Source organism: Deinococcus aerophilus (assembly GCF_014647075.1).
Lineage (GTDB): Bacteria > Deinococcota > Deinococci > Deinococcales > Deinococcaceae > Deinococcus > Deinococcus aerophilus.
Genome location: NZ_BMOM01000044.1, coordinates 1 through 17,837 on the forward strand (window position 1 = coordinate 1; position 17,837 = coordinate 17,837).

General features: G+C 69.5%; 20 protein-coding genes. 5 read left to right on the forward strand and 15 right to left on the reverse strand.

Annotation, left to right across the window (positions count from 1 at the left end; translation table 11 throughout):
• Positions 1 to 76: 76 nt before the first annotated feature.
• Together IEY21_RS15495 and IEY21_RS17060 are read right to left on the reverse strand one after the other, a co-directional pair.
• Positions 77 to 1,156, reverse strand: coding sequence for an NAD(P)/FAD-dependent oxidoreductase (locus tag IEY21_RS15495; RefSeq protein WP_188905251.1), 1,080 nt, complete (start codon positions 1,154 to 1,156; stop codon positions 77 to 79).
• A complete protein-coding gene (locus IEY21_RS17060; RefSeq protein ID WP_268237819.1) occupies positions 1,149 to 1,277 on the reverse strand; it encodes a hypothetical protein in 129 nt (42 codons plus the stop codon). Before IEY21_RS17060 ends, IEY21_RS15495 begins: the two co-directional genes overlap by 8 nt.
• A gap of 98 nt (positions 1,278 to 1,375) precedes the next feature.
• Here IEY21_RS17060 and IEY21_RS15500 point away from each other — a divergent pair, with 98 nt between their 5' ends.
• Positions 1,376 to 3,772 carry a glycoside hydrolase family 31 protein gene (locus IEY21_RS15500; protein ID WP_229753166.1) on the forward strand — a complete coding sequence of 799 codons (2,397 nt, stop codon included), beginning with the start codon at positions 1,376 to 1,378 and terminating at the stop codon, positions 3,770 to 3,772.
• Positions 3,773 to 3,829: 57 nt separating this feature from the next.
• On the opposite strand, the gene IEY21_RS15505 is transcribed toward IEY21_RS15500, so the two are convergent.
• The 5 genes from IEY21_RS15505 to IEY21_RS15525 form a co-directional block, all read right to left on the reverse strand.
• Positions 3,830 to 4,384, reverse strand: coding sequence for a VUT family protein (locus IEY21_RS15505; RefSeq protein ID WP_188905252.1), 555 nt, complete (start codon positions 4,382 to 4,384; stop codon positions 3,830 to 3,832).
• Positions 4,385 to 4,480: 96 nt separating this feature from the next.
• A complete protein-coding gene (locus IEY21_RS15510; protein ID WP_188905253.1) occupies positions 4,481 to 5,161 on the reverse strand; it encodes an arginase in 681 nt (226 codons plus the stop codon).
• Between the two features lie 61 nt (positions 5,162 to 5,222).
• Positions 5,223 to 6,185: a GNAT family N-acetyltransferase gene (locus tag IEY21_RS15515; protein WP_188905254.1), complete on the reverse strand. Its 963-nt coding sequence runs from the start codon at positions 6,183 to 6,185 to the stop codon at positions 5,223 to 5,225.
• The gene (locus IEY21_RS15520; RefSeq protein WP_229753167.1) at positions 6,182 to 7,174 is read right to left on the reverse strand and encodes a GNAT family N-acetyltransferase; all 993 of its coding nucleotides are present in this window, start codon (positions 7,172 to 7,174) and stop codon (positions 6,182 to 6,184) included. The genes IEY21_RS15515 and IEY21_RS15520 overlap by 4 nt, the downstream gene beginning before the upstream one ends.
• Positions 7,171 to 8,172 carry a GNAT family N-acetyltransferase gene (locus tag IEY21_RS15525; RefSeq protein WP_188905255.1) on the reverse strand — a complete coding sequence of 334 codons (1,002 nt, stop codon included), beginning with the start codon at positions 8,170 to 8,172 and terminating at the stop codon, positions 7,171 to 7,173. Before IEY21_RS15525 ends, IEY21_RS15520 begins: the two co-directional genes overlap by 4 nt.
• Before the next feature lie 62 nt (positions 8,173 to 8,234).
• On the opposite strand from IEY21_RS15525, the gene IEY21_RS15530 reads away from it, so the two are divergent.
• Positions 8,235 to 8,918, forward strand: a complete 684-nt coding sequence (locus tag IEY21_RS15530; protein ID WP_188905256.1) for a PIG-L deacetylase family protein — start codon at positions 8,235 to 8,237, stop codon at positions 8,916 to 8,918.
• A 64-nt stretch (positions 8,919 to 8,982) separates the two neighbouring features.
• On the opposite strand, the gene IEY21_RS15535 is transcribed toward IEY21_RS15530, so the two are convergent.
• From IEY21_RS15535 to rpsF, 8 genes are all read right to left on the reverse strand, one after another.
• Positions 8,983 to 9,282 (reverse strand): hypothetical protein, encoded by a 300-nt coding sequence (locus IEY21_RS15535; RefSeq protein ID WP_188905257.1) that lies wholly within the window; start codon positions 9,280 to 9,282, stop codon positions 8,983 to 8,985.
• 74 nt (positions 9,283 to 9,356) lie between these two features.
• Positions 9,357 to 10,478 (reverse strand): M20 family metallopeptidase, encoded by a 1,122-nt coding sequence (locus IEY21_RS15540; protein WP_188905258.1) that lies wholly within the window; start codon positions 10,476 to 10,478, stop codon positions 9,357 to 9,359.
• 67 nt (positions 10,479 to 10,545) lie between these two features.
• Complete coding sequence (gene rny, locus IEY21_RS15545; protein ID WP_188905259.1) at positions 10,546 to 12,246, reverse strand: ribonuclease Y; 1,701 nt, start codon at positions 12,244 to 12,246, stop codon at positions 10,546 to 10,548.
• A gap of 271 nt (positions 12,247 to 12,517) precedes the next feature.
• Positions 12,518 to 13,252, reverse strand: coding sequence for a dienelactone hydrolase family protein (locus IEY21_RS15550; RefSeq protein WP_188905260.1), 735 nt, complete (start codon positions 13,250 to 13,252; stop codon positions 12,518 to 12,520).
• Between the two features lie 180 nt (positions 13,253 to 13,432).
• A complete protein-coding gene (gene rplI, locus IEY21_RS15555) occupies positions 13,433 to 13,873 on the reverse strand; it encodes a 50S ribosomal protein L9 (protein ID WP_188905261.1) in 441 nt (146 codons plus the stop codon).
• An 11-nt stretch (positions 13,874 to 13,884) separates the two neighbouring features.
• Positions 13,885 to 14,154, reverse strand: coding sequence for a 30S ribosomal protein S18 (rpsR, locus tag IEY21_RS15560; protein ID WP_188905262.1), 270 nt, complete (start codon positions 14,152 to 14,154; stop codon positions 13,885 to 13,887).
• 32 nt (positions 14,155 to 14,186) lie between these two features.
• Positions 14,187 to 15,089 (reverse strand): single-stranded DNA-binding protein, encoded by a 903-nt coding sequence (locus IEY21_RS15565; protein WP_188905263.1) that lies wholly within the window; start codon positions 15,087 to 15,089, stop codon positions 14,187 to 14,189.
• A gap of 150 nt (positions 15,090 to 15,239) precedes the next feature.
• Positions 15,240 to 15,548, reverse strand: coding sequence for a 30S ribosomal protein S6 (rpsF, locus tag IEY21_RS15570; RefSeq protein ID WP_188905264.1), 309 nt, complete (start codon positions 15,546 to 15,548; stop codon positions 15,240 to 15,242).
• A 146-nt stretch (positions 15,549 to 15,694) separates the two neighbouring features.
• On the opposite strand from rpsF, the gene IEY21_RS15575 reads away from it, so the two are divergent.
• Genes IEY21_RS15575 through IEY21_RS15585 form a run of 3 tightly spaced genes read left to right on the forward strand, consistent with a single transcriptional unit; the run spans position 15,695 to position 17,810 of the window.
• Positions 15,695 to 16,210, forward strand: coding sequence for a DinB family protein (locus tag IEY21_RS15575; protein WP_188905265.1), 516 nt, complete (start codon positions 15,695 to 15,697; stop codon positions 16,208 to 16,210).
• Positions 16,207 to 16,785: a class I SAM-dependent methyltransferase gene (locus tag IEY21_RS15580; protein ID WP_229753168.1), complete on the forward strand. Its 579-nt coding sequence runs from the start codon at positions 16,207 to 16,209 to the stop codon at positions 16,783 to 16,785. Before IEY21_RS15575 ends, IEY21_RS15580 begins: the two co-directional genes overlap by 4 nt.
• Positions 16,782 to 17,810, forward strand: a complete 1,029-nt coding sequence (locus IEY21_RS15585; protein WP_188905266.1) for a GNAT family N-acetyltransferase — start codon at positions 16,782 to 16,784, stop codon at positions 17,808 to 17,810. The genes IEY21_RS15580 and IEY21_RS15585 overlap by 4 nt, the downstream gene beginning before the upstream one ends.
• Positions 17,811 to 17,837 lie beyond the last annotated feature (27 nt).

The window sequence follows — 17,837 nt, forward strand, 5'->3', positions numbered from 1 at the left end:
AACGCGCCTGTCATTTCGAGGCCATGGTCACGATTGCCTGCCTGATGGAGTGGCTCTGAAGGTTTGCGGACACACCCTAGTCATGTTCGGCCAGCCGGGTGGCCAGGGCCCAGCCGCTGAGCAGCGCGGCCTCCACCCGGGGGCCGTGGTCGTCGGGCGTGAAGCTGTCACCGCACAGGCCCAGGCCCAGCTCGGCGTTCCAGAAGTACGGGCCGGGGGCACGGCGCTCGGGCACCGAGTACCGCCAGCGGTGGGCGAAGGCCTGGGCCACGGCGGGGTCCTCGCCCAGCACCTCCCGGGCCGCCCCGAGCAACTCGGGCAGCACTTCCTCGGCGCGGCGTTCCAGGTGGTCGCGGGACCACGGGGCCGATGCGTGCAGCATCAGTGCGGGGGGGTGTCCGGCGGAGCGCTTGGTGTGTTCGCGGGCAATCCAGTCCAGGGCGGCGTGGCCCTCCACGCTCAGGGCGGGCCATGTGGCCTGAAGGTCACGCTCCAGCACCACCCCCACCGCCCAGCACGGCGCGTAACGAACGCGGCCCAGCAGCGCTGCGGCTTCCTCCAGCGCGGCCCGGTCCGGGCGCGACAGGCCCCGGTCCTCCAGCACAGCCCCCTCCAGCAGCGCCCGGGCCTGGGGAGCGGGCAGGTTCAGGACCAGCCGGGCCGCCTCGCCCACCACGCCGTCGCGGGCGTGCAGCCGCCAGCCACCGGGCCGCCGCTCCACGCTGGTGATCTCGTGTTCGGTCGCCACGTCCAGGCCGCGGGCGAGTTCACGGCCCAGGGTGCTCATGCCCTGCGGGGGCACGTAGCGGGGGTGGCCGGCCGCGCTGGGCCCACGCACCTCTCCGTTCTGCCAGGTGGGAAACCCCTGGGCCCAGACCCGGTTCCAGCCGGCCCGCACACCGCCCTCGGCGAGTTCCACGGTGCGGGGATGGCGGGCGGTGAAAAACCGTGCGCCGTGGTCGAGGCGTGCGGGCATCTCGGCGGGCGCAGGGGTCCGGCGGGTGGCCGCCCGCCCCGAGACGCCGCGCGACTTGTCCAGCACCCGCACCCCCACACCCTTCTGGTTCAGGCTGCGGGCCAGCGCGAGTCCACCCAGGCCTGCCCCGACGACCAGAACCTCGGTCCGCGCTCCATCACCCACGCGGCCGTTACTCATGTGTTCCTCCGCCGTGGCGGCGGGTGCGCGCCGCGCTGGAGAAGAGCAGGAAGGGCAGCAGGGCCAGTAGGCGGCGCAGTGGCTCCGAGCGCAGGAGGCCGGACTGGACAGGGCGGGTCATGTTATCCAGGGTAAGCGCTGGCCGCGTGTCCGGGCGTTCCGGGATTGATCATGTCGGTGGCGCGGAGCGGAGGACACCGAGGCGCTACCCTGAGCGTCATGCAGTGGACAGCAGAGATGCGGTTGGCCCAGTGGGCCCAGGAAGACGCGGCGGTGCGGGTCTGGGGCGAGACCGACGCGCTGGAGGTCAGTGTGCCGCTGCCGGGAATCCTGCGCGTGCGCGTGGCCCCGGAAGCGCGGGCGGGCACCCTGAGCTTTCCGCGTCTGGCGGCCAAGCGCAGCTTCGCCGTGCGTCCCGGCCTGCCCAGTGGACAGACCCTGGACGTGCAGGAAGAGGGCGAGACCCTGCGCGTCACAGGCGGCGGCCTGAGTCTGCACCTGGACCGCCGCACGGGAGCGTGGCGCGTGACCGGGGACGGCACAGAGACCGAGCTCGCGCGGGTGCTGGGCTGGCAGGGCGAGGCCCCCACCGCCCGGCCCGCGCTGGACGCTGAGCGCTTTAACCTGCGCCGCAGCCGCCTGAGCCTGAGCGCTCCGGACGGCGCGGCCTACCTGGGGTTCGGCGAACGGGTGGGGCCGCTGGACAAGCGCGGGATGCAGCTGACCTTCTGGAACACCGACTGCTTTCCCCACCACACCGAGACCGATCCGCTGTATGTCAGCGTGCCGTTCACGACGGTGCTGCGGGACGGGCAGGCCCACGGCGTGTTCGTGGACGAGACGTGGCGCATGACGGCGGACGTGGCCCGCAGCCACCCGCACGAACTGCGCTTCGCCTCGGCGGGACCAGAGCTGGACGTGTATGTGCTCGCCGGGCCACACCCGGCCGACGTGCTGCGCCGGTACGCCGACCTGACCGGCTATGCGCCGATGCCGCCGCTGTGGGCGCTGGGGGCCGCGCAGAGCCGCTGGGGTTACCGCACGGCCGATGACCTGCGGGCGGTCATCGCGGGCTACCGCGAGCGCGACCTGCCGCTGGACAGCGTGTACGTGGACATCGACTACATGGACGCCTACAAGGTCTGGACCGTGAGCGGCGCCGGCTTTGGTGACCTCAAGGCCTTCGTGCAGGAGGCGGCCGCTCAGGGCGTGCAACTGGTGCCCATCATCGATCCCGGTGTCAAGGTCGAGGCGGGCTACGACGTCTATGAGGAGGCCGTGGCCGGCGACCATCTGGTCCGCACCGTGCGCGGCGACATTCTGGTGGGCGAGGTCTGGCCCGACCCGGCCGTCTTTCCCGACTTCACCCGCCCCGAGGTGGTGGCGTGGTGGGCCGGGCGGCACAAGATGTTCACGGACGCGGGCATCCGGGGGCAGTGGAACGACATGAACGAGCCGGCGTGCTTCTCGCTGGCGCAGCCGCGCGAAACCGAGGGCAAGACCCTGCCCTACGACGCCCGGCACGGCCAGCGTTCTCACCTGGAAATGCACAACGTCTATGCCAATCCCATGAGCGAGGCGAGCCGCGCCGGCTACGCCCGGTTTGCTCCGGAGATCCGCCCGTGGATTCTCTCGCGGTCCGGGTACGCGGGCCTGCAGCGCCACGCCACCGTCTGGACCGGGGACAACACCGCCACGTGGTCGCATCTGGCACTCAGCCTGCCCATGATCGGGGGCCTGGGCCTCAGCGGGCTGCCTTTCGCGGCGGCGGATGTGGGCGGCTTTGGTGGAGATACCACCGGCGAGCTGCTCGTTCGCTGGTACCAGGCGGCGCTGGGCTACGCCTTTGTGCGCAATCACTCGGCGCTGGGCACGGCCGATCAGGAGCCGTGGCGCTTTGGCGAGCCGTTTACCGGCCTGATCCGCGCCGCGCTGGAGGAGCGCTACCGCCTGTTGCCCCACCTGTACACGCTGGCGCACACGGCCACCCACACCGCGTTGCCGGTGCTGCGCCCGCTGGCCCTGCACCACCCTGCCGACGAGGACGCGCTGCGCGAGGACGGCGAATACCTGCTTGGCGAGGGTCTGCTCGTCGCCCCGGTGATGGCCGCAGGCCACCGCAAGCGGCGGGTCTATCTGCCGGCGGGACGCTGGGCCGCCGTGTCCCACCTGAGCGCCTCGACCACCGTCCACGACGGCCCGGTCCACCTCGTTGCCGACGCGCCGCTGGACACCCTGCCGCTGTACCTGAAGGCCGGCCACGCCCTGCCCCTGACCGACCCCACGCCGCATACCGGGGAGGCCCACTGGCCCCGGCTGACGTGGCTGGCGCACCCCGACGAGACCGGCTTTGTGGGACAGGTGTACGGGGACGCCGGGGACGGCCCGGTGACCGGCCAGCTCACGCGGGTGGTGGGAGAGTGGCGGGACGGAGCGCTGCACCTGCGCCGCGAGGCCGACGGCCCGCTGCCGGACCGGACCGAGGAGCTGCAATTGATCGGCCTGCCCCCCGTGCGCGAGGTGCAGGGTGCGGCCGACTTCACGCACGGGGACGGGTTGCTGCGGCTGACCCTGCCCGGCGGTGCCGGGGAGGTCCGGGTGGTGCTGAAGGACTGAGGCGCAGGAGGGAAGACCGGCATGTCGGTCTTCCCTCCCACAGCGCCGCGGCCCGGCCTAGGTCAGCGCGCGGCTGGCCTGACGCACGCGGATGGCGAACACGGCGGCAATCAGGTACTTGGCGAGAATGTCGGCAAAGATGATCTGCGCGATCTCGCCCTGCGTCAGGTCGCCGTAGAAGGCGAGCAGGTTGAACAGCACCGAGTCCAGCGGCACGCTGACGGCGTTGCTTGCCAGCACCCGGGTCCACCAGTTGCGGTGGAGCAGGCTTTGGTACACGGCGGTGTCGGCGAGTTCCCCGACCAGAATCGCCAGGAACGACGCGCCGACAAAGCGCCACAGCGTACCGGTGACCAGCGCGGCCACGGTATTGATCAGGAGTGCCGCAGCGATGGCGAGGTACACGGCCTTCAGGCCGCCCCCGCGGTGAATGCGGTCGCGCAGCGTGAACACGGCGGCGAAGAAGATGGTGCCCACGCTGAGCAGGCCGTACACCGGCAGCGGAATGAACTTGTTGAGCGTGAGGTTGGCAAGCAGGATGCTCAGCGCGTACAGGGCGATCAGCAGGTAAGGCAGCGCGGCGGCGCGGCCCCGGGCAGACGGATGGGTCATGCTAAAAACCTCCGGCCTGGGCGACTCAACAGGTCACGGGCCCCCCGACAGGGGAGCAGACCGGCCCCCGGCGGCTCTGTGGCGGTCAGCGGCGGTTCAGGAGCGGTCCAGGGGGGGCGTCAGAACCGCGCAGTTCAGGAAGTCCGCCAGCTGTAAAAACGCCCGGTCGTGGCCCGGACTCGTCCAGGCCGGGGACTGCACGAGCAGCAGCGAGCGCACCTGGGCCGGGTCGGGCAGACCGGAGGCTTCCGGAGCCTGCGCGCGGTCCAGGGTCACCCGCGGCAGCAGTTCCGGCGGCAGCAGACCGGCCACCTCGGCGCGGGTGCGTTCCAGATCGTGGCCCTCGGCCACCGGCAGGTCCGCGTGCCACGCCGGGTAGCGGCAGGTGTAGCGGCGAATCAGGTCCGCGCGCAGTCCCAGGCCCGCCCAGTTGCCGGGCCGCACCCGCGCCGGGTCGCCGCTCAGGCTGGCGAGGTCGTGGTGAGAGTCGAGGTTCAGCACGTCCTCGCCCGGAAACTGCTCCAGCCACGCCCACGCGTCTGCGTGGCTCACGGCGACGAAGGCGGGTACCCCCGCGTAACGCCGCAGGGCCTCCCAGCCGGAATACAGCGGAAAGTCGGGCTCCAGGGCGGTCCAGTTCTGCCCCCCGCGCTTATGAAGCCGCCCGCGCCACGCCTCCCACCGGTCGTGCTCGCGGTCCGGCGTGCCCCAGATGGGCGCGTCGAAGACCAGTTCGCGCGTGCCCGAAAAGGCGTCCCAGTCGATGCTCAGCAGCATGGCAGACCGGCGGGGGGAGGGGAGAGGGAATCGGTCACCCGGCATTCTCTCCCGGCGCACCTCAAGAGGAGGACCGCCGCAGGTAACTCACGGTGGCCGGGTCGCGCACGAAGCCCAGCCGGTCGTTGAGGTGCAGCATGGGCGCGTTGTCGCTGGCGTTGTCGGTGCGGATGGTCGCTGCGCCCAGGGCCCGCGCGGCGCCGATGGCGGCGACCTTCAGCGCGGTTGCCACGCCCCGGCCCCGCCACGCCCGCGCCACCCCGGTCAGGCCGGTGAACAGCTCGGGGCTGACCGGACTGCGGAACAGCGCCGTCTGGCCGATGTACTCCCCGGCGTGTTCGGCCACCAGATAGGCCCCGGGCAGCAGGCCGGAATCTCCCAGCACGGCGTCCATGAAGACCTCAAAACTCAGCGGCGTGGCGGGGTCGGCGCGCGGCACGTCCACCCGCGCCTCGGACATCAGGGCGTGCAACCGGGCCTCCAGATCGGGCGTTCCTGCCTCTCGCAGCGTGGCCAGGCTATGCAGGAAGATGCCCTGGGCGGCCAGCTGTGCGGGCAGGGCCCGGTAGGGCGCGTCCTCGAAGGTGGTCACGTCCAGCGCACTCGTGAAGTACCGCTTGTCCGCCACGAAGCCCCGCCGGATCAGGAAGCCGGGCGCGACCGGATGGTCCTCGCGGGCCAGGATGCGGACCTCCTGCGCGCTGTGCTCCCGCAGGGTGCCGTGCAGGGCGCTCCACAGAGCGCGGCCCACGCCCTGGCCCTGCCGCTCTGGAGAAACGGCAAGCTCCAGCACGAAGCGGTGCGGGTGGTACGCCCCGGGGTTCTGCGAGTACGCGGCCACGCCCTGCACCGTCTCGCCGGCATGTGCCACGAGCACGCCGGCCGTGTATCCCCACGCCGTCTGTTCGCGCTGGCGCTGGCGCAGTTCCTGCGCGCTCCACGGTTCGTGTGGCCGGGCCAGGGTCAGGATCCGGGCGGCGGCGTTCCACTCGTCCTGCCGGATGGGCCGCACGGTGAGGTTCACACGCCGCCCCAGCGCAGCTGGATAAAGGCGGGCTGGGGCCGGAAGCCCAGGCGTTCGTTCAGGGCGAGCATGGGCCGGTTGGTGCTGGCATTGCCGGTCCAGACTTCGCGGACTCCGGTTTCACGGGCCACCTTCAGCCCGGCGAGCTTGAGGGCCAGGGCCAGTCCGCGCCGCCGCCACGCGCGCCGGGTGCCGGTCAGGCCGGTGTTTAGGCGCGCAGGGTCGCCGTCGTCGCGTTCCAGCTCCGACAGGGCCACGACCTCTCCGGCCTCCGTCAGCGCCAGCAGGATGCCCTCCGGAAAGAACAGGGGATTGTCCAGCAGACGGGTCCGGAAGGTGTCCAGCGGCAGCGGGGTGGGCGGAGCGGGCCGCGGAACATCCTCCCGGACCTCGGAAAAGGCCGTGTGATAGGCCGTGATGGCCGGGTCCATGCCCACCTCCGCCGCCAGATCCGCGAAGCTGAGGACCCGGATGCCCGCGGGCAGGGGGGCCTGACCCTCCCACGCCGCCGAACCGAAGTCGGCCAGGGTCAGCACGTTGTCGAAATAACGGATAACCTCCGAGAAACCGCGCCGGACCAGAAACTCCACGCCCCACGGCTGGTCCTCATAGGCCCCGGCAAGCACCTCACGCGCTCCCCGGCCGCGCAGGTGAAGGTCCACGGCCTCCGCCAGGGCCGCACCCACCCCACGCCGCGTTTCGGTGGGGGCCACGAACAGTTCGGCGTAGTAGCGGTCCGGGTGATACATGCCCGGCGGCTGCAGGATCAGGGCCATGCCCAGCGCCCGGCGCCCGCCTGGCCCGTTCTCCTCAGCCAGCCACTGCTCAACGTGCGGCCCCAGCGGATGGCCGCGCAGCTCCTGTAACTGGTGCGCCCAGGTCTGGGTCGTGATCGGGTGGCGGGGGTTGCCCTCGGACATCAGCCGCGCCAGAACGGGAATGTCGGCGTCGGTGGCAGGGCGGACGGCCCGGGTGGTCACGGCGCTCACGCGTCTTCCAGGGTCCGCTCGTAGCGGTAGCGGGTCGAGGTCCGCCGGAAGCCCAACGCCTCGTTCATGCGGATCATGGCGACGTTGGGCGGGTCGTTGAAGGTGCGGATCTCACCGCCGCCCGCATCCGCCAGGGCGCGCATGGCCGCCACCTTCAGCGCCTTGGCAATGCCCCGGCCCCGGTCTCCGCGCCGCACCCCGGTCATGCCGATGTAGTAGAAGCCCGCCGGATTGCGGCCCAGCGTGCTGTAGCCGATGTACGGGCCGGTGAGCGGGTCGTCCAGCTCCGGGCGCAGCGCCACGAAGGAGAGGTCCGGGGCCAGGGTGGGATCCTCCAGCTCCTGCCGGACCCAGGACTCCAGCGGCCGCCGGGTCAGGGTCATGCCCATCGGCACGTCCTGAAACAGCTGCCAGTCCAGCTCGTGCAGCCAGCGGTTGCGTTGCGGGTCATCCTGCAGTTCGCTCAGTGAACGCAGCTGCACGCCGTCGGCCGACACCGCGTCCAGCAGGGCCGCAAACTGGGCGAGGTCCACGTCCGCCGTGTCCAGGCGCGACTCGTAGCGCTCCCAGGCGACGGCAAAGCCGCGCCGTTCCAGAAAGGCCCGGCCCGGCGCGTCGCGCTCGGCGTCGCCCAGCATGGTGCGGACCTCGCGCGCCCCGCGTTCGCGCACCTGTGTGAGCAGGGCGTCGTACAGCGCAGTGCCCACGCCGTGGCCGCGCGCGTCCGGATGCACGTGCAGGTCGCCGAAGTAGCGCCATTCCTCGAAGGCGAAGTCGTCGTGGCCGATGTGTCCCACGCCCACCACCCGTCCTTCCCGCTCGGCCACCAGCTGCGCGACGAACAGCGCCGGGTCCCGGGCCTCCTCCCAGGTCTGCAGCAGTTCGGGCGTGACCGGCCACTCGGGATTGCTCGCGTTCAGGACCTCGGCCACGGCGGCGTAATCCTGTGGTTTTCGGACCCTGCGCAGCGTCAGGGCGGGGGAAGCAGCGTCATTCATGGATTCATCTTGACCTGTGCCGGATGGCCCGCGCATCTGCCAGCGCGCTTATGCTGGCGGACATGACCCACGGTCCACGTTCCATGAACCTGCTGCTGATCGTTCCCCATCCCGATGACGAGGTGTACGGTGCGTCCGGCACCCTGATGACGCTGCTGGAAGGTGGTGAGGCCTGCGGGCTGGTCACCCTGACGCGCGGTGAGGCGGGCCGGACCCTGGGCTTGGCCGAGGGTCCCGAGGAACTCGCCCGCATGCGCGCCGCCGAACTGGCCGCGTGTCTGGAGGTGATCGGCCTGAGCACCCACCCGGGCAGCGTGCACGAGCAGCACGACTTTCCAGACAAATACCTGAAGGACGTGCCCTTTGAGCAGGTGGTGGACACCGCGTATCACGCGATGCGGCGTCACCGCCCCCAGACCGTGCTGACCTTTCCGCCCAACGGCAGCAACGGCCACCCGGACCACGTGACCACCCACCGCGCCGTGAAGGCCGCCTGGGACCGCCTGCCGGCGCAGGAACGGCCCCGGCTGTGGTACTACGCCAGCGACACGCCGCCCGAGAACGAGGCGTTGCGCGCCGAGTGGCTGGCACCGAACCTGCGCCACGACGTAACGGCGCACATCACCCGCAAGCTGCAGGCCATCGCCTGCCACCGTTCCCAGGCCCTGAGCACGGTGGACTTTATCCGCAAATTTCCGGAGCGCGTGACCTCCGAGACATTTTACGAGGTGCCTGCTAAGGGCTGAGCTGCCGTGACTGGCAGGGGTTGGCGGGACCACGGCAAGCAGACTCCCCGCCGCGCGGCCCTCTCTAGTCTTCCCACTCGCTTACCGGAACAAAGTCCACGCCTTCGCCCTCGGTGGAAGTGACCCGGTAACGGCGGTCAAAATGCACCACCAGCTCGCCGCGGTCCAGGTGCTGCGGCGAGACCACCGGCTTGCGAAAGACGTAATTCCCGTTGTCGTCAATGCCGATGTGGGCACCTTTGGTAAAGCGGAACTCGACCACCTCGCCGTGCCGCTGGGTGCGGACGCGCACGCGAAAGGTCTGGGCGTCGTCCTGTTTCACGACACCCTGGGCAGGGGATGGCTTGCGGAACAGGTTAAACATGGGAGCCTCCGGCCGGACGAAACTGCAGCCCCAGCATACCGGGGGATCGGGGGTGGGCGACGTTCAGGCAACGTTCAAAGGTCGCGCAGCAGCCGCGCAAGCAGCCGCACATGATCGAGCCAGCGGTCCAGCCGGACGTGCTCGTGGCCCGCGTGGGCGCCGTCACCGGGGGCGCCCAGACCGTCCAGCGTGGGACAGATCGGCGCGGTGAAGTTGCCGTCGCTGCCGCCCCCCACGACCTCGTGGCCCACGCTGAAACCCAGCTCCCCGGCGATGGCCTGCGCCCGCGCAAGCAGGCCCAGGGTGCCCTCATCCTGCTCGAAGGGAGGCCGGTTGAGTCCGCCCTCCACCGTCAGCGTTACCCGGGGGTCCTCGGGGCTCAGCGCCGCCACCGCCGCCGTGACGCGCTCGCCCTCGGCCAGGGTAGACACGCGCAGGTCCACCTCCAGCACGCACTGCGCGGGAATCACGTTCACGGCGCTGCCGCCCCGGATGATGCCCACGCTGACGGTGGTGCCCAGCTCCGGGCGGGCCAGTGCCTGTAGGGCCAACACAGCCTGGGCGGCGGCCGTGATTGCGCTGGCCCCCTCCTCGGGCTTGTTGCCCGCGTGGCTGGCCACTCCGTCAAAGCGCAGCGTGAAGCTGCCGGTGCCCTTGCGCCCGGACTTGAGGTTGTGGGTGTCGGCCACCGGCGGCTCGACGACCAGTACGGCGCGGGCGCCGTGCGCGGCGGCCTCGATGTGCCCGCGGCTGCTGGGGCTGCCGATCTCCTCGTCCGGCGAGATCAGCACCTGTACGCCGCCCGCCGGCCAGCCCTGCGACTGGGTATTCAGGTCGCGCAGGGCGTGAAACAGCCCCACGATTCCGGCCTTCATGTCATAGGTGCCGGGACCGTACAGCCGCTCGCCCTCCTGGCGCCACGGCATGGCGCTCAGGGTGCCGTGCGGCCACACGGTGTCGGCGTGGGTCAGCACCAGGATGGGACGGTCTTCAGCGCCGGATCCCGCCGCGCCGAAATGAAACAGCCGCGTGCCGCCGGGCAGGGCGCGGGTCTGGGCGCCCAGGTCGCGCGCCCAGCGTTCGGTCACGTCCATAACGCGGGCGACGGCCACGGCGTCGGTGGAGGGCGACTCGATCTCGACCAGGGTCCGCAGGTCTTCGAGCATGGCTTTCAGGTCGGGAAACATGCCCGTCATGCTAGCGTCCACGGAAGCGGGGCGACCCGTTGCTGGGCCGCCCCGTCTGGGTGAAGTGAGGTCTGGCCTAGCGGGCCACCTCAACCGCACGGCTCTCCCGCACCACGGTCACCTGCACCTGACCGGGGTACTCCATGTCCTGCTCGACGCGCCCGGCAATCTCACGGGCAAGCAGAACGGCCTGTGCGTCGGTGACCTTCTCGGGCTGCACGATCACGCGCACCTCGCGTCCGGCCTGAATGGCGTAGGCCTGCTGCACGCCGGGAAACGACACGGCGATCTGCTCCAGCTGCTCCAGACGGCGCACATACGATTCCAGTTCCTCGCGCCGCGCACCGGGCCGGGCCGCACTGATGGCGTCGGCGGCGGCCACCAGAACGCTGAACAGCGTCTCGCCGTTCTCGGGGTCGTGGTGGTGGGCAATGGCGTCAATCACCTCGTGCGGTTCGCCAAAGCGGCGCGCCAGGTTGATGCCGATGTCCACATGGGTTCCGTCGATCTCGCGGTCAATGCTCTTGCCCACGTCGTGCATCAGTCCGGCGCGGCGGGCCAGCGTGGCGTCCAGACCCAGTTCATCGGCCATGATGCCGGTCAGGTGGGCCACCTGAATGCTGTGCTTCAGGACGTTCTGACCGTAGCTTGTGCGGAAGTACATGCGTCCGAGCAGCTGGGTCAGCCCCGGCTTGATGCCCATCACGCCGGCCTCGATGGCTGCCTCCTCACCCTGCGCGTGGATGAAGGTCTTCATCTCGTCCTGCGCCTTGTGAACCATCTCCTCGATGCGGGTGGGATGAATGCGTCCGTCGGCCACCAGGGCGTCCAGCACATGCTTGGCCACCTCGCGCCGCACCGGATTGAAGCTCGACAGGATCACGGCCTCGGGCGTGTCGTCGATGATCAGGTCCACCCCGGTCAGGGCCTCGAAGGCGCGGATGTTGCGGCCCTCGCGGCCGATCAGGCGGCCCTTCATGGCGTCGTTGGGAATCGGCACCACCGAAACGCTCAGCGCAGCGCTCGTTTCAGAAGCGCTGCGCTGGATGGCCTGGGCGATAACGTGCCGGGCATGCCGCCTGGCCTCCGCGGTGGCCCGCTCCTGCATGGCCTTGACGCGAATGGCCTTTTCCTCTTCCAGCTCGGCGTCCAGCCGCCCCATGATCTCCTCGCGCGCCGCCTCGGCCGAGAGGTTGGCGACCTCATACAGCCGCAGGTCCACGGCCCGGCCCCGTTCGGCCAGGTCCGCCTCGTGTTCGGTGAGGCTGCGCGAGCGTTCCTCGACCCGCTCCTCTAGGGCATCGAGTTTGTCGCCGCGGGCGTCGAGCTGCTCGGCGCGGCGGTTGAGCCGCTCGATCTCGCGCTTGAGTTCCTCACGTTCGCGGCGGGTTTCCTGGCGGTCGGCGGCCAGCGTCTCGCGGTCGCGCGCCACCTCCGCCTTGGCCGCTGTGCGCTCGGCCTCCACCTGGGTCCGCAGGGCGGCAATCTCCTGGCGCTGCGCCCCGAACTGTGCGCCCAGCGCCGCGACCTGCGCCTCGCGTTCTCCGGCCTCCTGAATTCTTCGTGCTGCGTCCTGTCTGGCCTGGTCGGCCTGCTCCCGCGTTCCACGCGCCTCGGCTTCCGCCGCCGCGCGAATGCGCTCTGCTTCTGCACGGGCTTCCCGCTGCAGGCGGTCGTCCATCTCGGCCCGCTCTCGCAGACCGCGCGACTGCCCCGCCAGGAACCCTCCGACCAACCCGATCAGGAGCGCCACGACCATCCAAACCATCGTTGGCATATCGACTCCTTTCGGTTCATGTTCGGGACAGCCCGTGCCACAGCGGCCCGGCGCCCCGCAAAAAAGTGAGAAAAGACGAACGCCGTTGAATTCGGACGTTCGTCTCGCAGTCTAGCCCCAAACATGAAGAACGAAAGCGCTCCTGCGCCCGGGCGATCTGTACTGCCTTTTCTCATGGTCGCGGAAGGAGCGTCGGACCGAACCGATAGACCGGGGGAGCGGGCCACGGCTGCCGGAGGAGCAGCGGGGCCCCGCACTTGCCGGGAAGGATTTACTTCAGGGTGTCGCGGAAGTAATCCAGCATCTCGCGCCGGGCGTCCCGGCTGGCCGAGGTGTCGGCGATCTTGCCTTCGCGCAGCAGGAAGCCGTGCGGTTCTCCCTGGTAGACCACCAGCTTGAAGTTCTTGTTCGCTGCGTCCAGTTTCTTCGCGTAATCGTAGATACCCGCCACCGGGCTGGGCTGGTCCCGGGTGCCGTGCAGGATCAGCAGCGGCGCGCTGAGCTGGTTAATCACGGCGCTGGGGGGCTGCGGCTTGGCCGCCGTGCCGCCCTGCTCGGGGAAGCCGTACCACGCCACCCCCGACTTGAACTCCTTGATCTGCGGCAGCAGCAGCATGGTGTAGCGCCCGCCCGCGCAGAAGCCGGTCAGGCCCACCGCGTTCATGTTGACGTCGTTGCGGGCCGCCAGGGCCTTCAGGCCGTCTTCCACCAGCGCCTTGACCGTCGCGTCGGTCGGCTCCTTCTCGAAGGTCTGCCAGCCCAGCGCCAGCGTCACGAAGCCGGCTCCGGCCAGCTCGTCCACCAGATCCTTGTAGCCCTGCTCCATGCCATTGAAGGAGTGCAGCAGGATCACGGCGGGCTTGACGGTGGCCGAGGCCGGGGCAGAGAGGTAGCTCTTGTAGGCCTTGCCGCCGCTGGTCACGTCAATGTCGGCGCCCTTCACGGCCTGTCCCAGCGCGAGGGAAGAGAGGGTGAGGGCCATTGCGGTCACGGTGTGCTTGAGCATGGGTCCGACCTCCTGTATGCACCGTAATAGGACGGAGGGCACCCCGGGGTGGGGGTCCTCACCAAATGAAGAAAGCTTCAGCGTCGGGGTAGGGAAAGGCGGGAGAATCAGCCGGCCCCCCGAACCGGGCCATCAAAAAAGCCCTGTCACGGAGACAGGGCTTCTCGGAACGCGCGGGGCTTACTTCTGCGCGTGCACCACGAGCTTCATGGGAATGGTCACTTCGGGGTGGGCGCGGTAGGCGATGTCGTACTCGCCGATTTCCTTGACGGTCTTGGGCATCTCCAGCTTGCGCTTGTCGATGTCAAAGCCCAGGGTGTCCAGGGCGCCCGCCACGTCGGCGTGGGTCACGGCGCCGTAGATCTTGCCTTCGCCGGCGCGGACGCTGAGTTCCACGGCCACACCGTTCAGGCGGCTGGCGAGGTCCTCGGCAGTGGCCTTTTCCTGCGCCTGGATCTTCTGGCGCGAACGGATGCGGGCTTCGAGGCTCTTCATGTTGGTGGCGGTGGCCGGGGTGGCCACACCCTGCGGAATCAGCCAGTTGCGGGCGTACCCGTTCTTGACTTCCACAATGTCGCCGGTCTTGCCCAGCTTGCCGGGTTCGAGAAGAATCACTTGCATGTCATTCCTCCTTACTTCCGAACCAGTTTCTCGGTGTAGGGCAGCAGGGCCAGCTGGCGGGCGATCTTGATCGTCTGCGCGATGCGGCGCTGGTGCTTGGCCGAGAGGCCGGTGCGGCGGCGGGGAAGGATTTTGCCGGTGTCGCTGACAAAGCGGCGCAGCATCTTCACGTCTTTGTAATCGGTAATTTCCAGTTCTCCGATGGAGAACGGATCAACCTTGGGCTTGCGGGGCCGCTTGGGTCCCTTGCCGCGCGGTTTGCGGTCGCTTGATTGGGTCATGTGTTCCTTGTGCCCGCGTTACTGCGTAAATTTCAGAACGGCAGGTCTTCTTCTTCCGGTGGAAAATCGTCGAGACCTTGGTCAATATCCAAGCCCCCCGAACGGTTCCCCGTGTTCGCCGTCCGGCTCTGGCTGGCTGCCATGGCCGTGGGGCGCGCCGCACTGCTCGCGGTCTGCGTGCGAGGTCCGGCGGGGGTGGCAGCGGCAGTTCCGGCTGAAGTGCCGACTCCCGCGCCTCGGGAAAGGGCTTCGACTCGCGTCGCCTCTACTTTAGTGGAGTTGCGTTTGTTGCCGTCGCGGTCGGTCCAGGCTTCGTTGACCAGTCGGCCCTGTACTAGGACGGGATCGCCCTTTTTCAGGTCCTTCATGGCCTCGGCCAGTTCGCGCCACAACGTCACGTCGATCCAGTGGGTCTTTTCCTGCTTGTTGCCCTGCCGGTCATTCCAGGTCTCGTTCACGGCCAGGCCGATTCCGAGCACCGCGTCTCCGGCGGGGGTGTAGCGCAGTTCGGGGTCGCGGACGACATTCCCGATGACCAGCACCTCGTTCATGCCGCTGCTCATGCGTACGCCGCCTCCGGCGTCCTGCACGAGTTCAGGCTGGGTGCCCAGGCCTTCCATGCGCAGCGCCTTGACCTTCACCATGCTGCGTTTGCCACCCTCGGGCGCTTCCCAGGAGCTGTAGTCCAGGGTGCCCTCGACCATCACGGCGTCGCCGCCCTTCAGGTTGCGTTCGGCCTGCCATTCGGCGGGCTTGCCCAGAATGGACACGCGGTGGTACCACGGCAGTTTGCGCTCGCGTCCATCGTTGCCGACGATGTGGTCCTCTCCGGCGACGGTGGCCTCGAACACGGCGGTGCCGCTGGGGGTGTAGCGCAGCTCCGGATCACGGGCGAGTGCGCCGATCAGGTAAACGTGATTCATGCCTCGGGCCATAACAGTGTTCTCCTTGGTGGCTGGCGAAGTGCGCGTCGGCACTTGTACTGGGGGCTTTAACGTGGCTGGCGGTGTGGCCCTGTGCGGGTTGACTCAAGTGTAACTGCACCCTATCTTTACGTCAATAGCGTATTCGCCATCGCCGTCAGATCAGGCCTTCTTGGTCTTCCATTCCGGGCGGTCCTTGACCACCAGGACGCGGCGCACGTGGTCACGCAGGCGCAGGGTCGAAGCGATTTCCTTCTCGGGGTTGCCGCTGGCCTTGATGGTGTACATCAGGTAATAGCCCTCGCGGTCCTTGCCCACCTGGTAGGCCAGGCGGCGGTTGCCGACGTCGTCGAGGTTGCTGAGTTCCGCCCCGCTGTTTTTCAGGGTGGTCTCGATGTACTCCTTCTCAATTTGCACCTGCTCGGCGCTGAGGTTGGGGTTCAGGATCAGGTTCAGATCGTACTGGTTCATGTTTCACCTCGCTTCGCGCCGCGTCCGGTGGCAAGGTTCGGTCCTCGCCGGGCAGCGCAACTCACCACATTACCAGAAGCGGTGGGCGGACGCCAGAGCCAGCACGCCTACCGGCGGCGTTCCCGGAGCCCGGGTACCCTGAACCCATGACCCCCACCGATCAGACCCCCGAAAACCACGTTCCGCAGCACTGGCTTGAGGGCATCCTCGACATATTGAAAGAGGCGGTGGAGGGCGGCGCTCCCGGGCAGGGCACGGCCTTTGTGGACGGCACGGCGGCCGGGGGTGACAGCAACCACGGCCTGCTCGCCACCCTGGACAGCCTGAGTGCGGCGCAGGCCAGCCGGGACGTTCACGGCACCTCTATTGTTGGCCACGCCCGGCACACGGCGTTTCACTTGGAGGTGATGGTGCGCTGGGAACAGGCGGGCGACAGGGGCCCCTTTGACTGGAAGGGCAGTTTTCTGCCGGCCCAGGTGGACGACGCAGGGTGGGACGAGGTGCGCGTGCGCGTGCGTGCCGCCTACGACGCCCTGATGGCCTTTGCCCGCACCCAGCAGGACCGCCCGGATGGGGACCTGACGGGCGGGTTGACGGGGACGGTGGCCCATGTGGCCTATCACCTGGGCGCCATCCGGCAACTCGTCAAGGCGGTCTCGTGACGGCGGCAGACCACCCGGCACCGCTGCGGGTCCAGATCGGGGCGGGCGAGCAGCGCTGGGAAGGCTGGATTCCCACCGGGCGCGAGGAACTGGATCTGCTCGACCGCGCCACCTGGGCCGCGTGGTTCGGAGACTGCCGGGCCGATGCGCTGCTGTGCGAACACGTCTGGGAACATCTGAGCGAGGAACAGGGTCGCGCCGCCGCCCGGGTGTGCTTCGAGTTTCTCAACCCCGGCGGTTTTCTGAGGGTGGCGGTCCCGGACGCCCACTTTCCGGACGCCGAGTACCAGCGCACGGTGCAGGTGGGGGGACCCGGGCCGCGCGACCACCCCGCCGCCGACCATCAGGTCGTGTACGACGCGGCGCGGCTGGCCGGCGTGTTCACGCAGGCGGGTTTCACGGTGGACCTGCTGGAGTACTGCGACGCGCAGGGCCGCTTTCATTACCACGGCTGGGACGTGGATACGGGGCCGATCTACCGCTCGCTGCTGCTCGACCACCGCAACCGCGAGGGGCGGCTGGGCTTCGTGTCCATCGTGCTGGATGCGAAGAAGCCCGGACAGATTCCGGGATGAGCGGATCAGAAAGCTTGTGCGCGGTCCAGTCCTTCGGACCCCGGCACGCGCCCGGCTGGGTGGCCCTGAGCAACGCCCTGCTGAACCGTCAGGTCACCGCCGGGGCGTTGCTCGACGAGGACGCGCGCCGCGACCCCACGCAGCTCAGCCGCCGCTGGGTGGTGCTGGACCGTGGGGACGGCGGCGGGGTGGTGGGGACCGCCCACCTGTATTTCTTTCCCTTCGATCCGCCCGGCTGCCTGCACGCCAGCGTGCTGGTGCATCCGGCACACCGTGGGCGGGGCGTGGGGCGCGCGCTGTGGCGGACCCTTGAGGCCGAGGCCCGGCAGCACAACGGTGCCCGGCTGGCCGCCACGGTCGCCGACAATGACGCCGCCAGCCTGGCGTGGGCCCGTCGGCGCGGTTTTGCCCCGCAGTTCCACCGCTTCACCTCCAAACTGGACCTGCACACGTTTGATGCGGCGGCCTTCCAGGCCGATGTGGAGCGGGCCGCGGCCCAGGGCGTTGACTTTGCCGACCTGCACGGCGCCGACGGACCCACGCTGGACCGCTATGTGAACTTCGTGGCCGACCGCCTGACCGAGACGCCTGACCTGGCCGGTCATCCCCGCTGGCCGCTGGAGCAGGTGCGCGAGATTCTGCGCCTGGACCACGCGCCCCGCCCCGAGTGGCTGGTGCTCGCCGTGGGCCCGGACGGGCAGTGGCTGGGAACCACGGCGATGGTCGCCGTCGCGAGCGGCACGGTGGCCTACAACGAACTGACCGCCGTAGCTCCGGGGGCGCGGGGCCGGGGACTGGCGCTGCTCCTCAAGCTCCAGGCGATTCGCCGGGCGCGCGAGGCCGGCTTTCCGGTGATGCGGACCAACAACCACAGCGCCAACACGCCCATGCTCGCCGTCAACCGGCGGCTGGGCTTTGCGCCGCTGCCCGGTCAGTACACGCTGGTCCGGCCGGCTCCGGACAGTGGGAGGGCTAGGGTGTGTCCGCAAACCTTCAGAGCCACTCCATCAGGCAGGCAATCGTGACCATGGCCTCGAAATGACAGGCGCGTT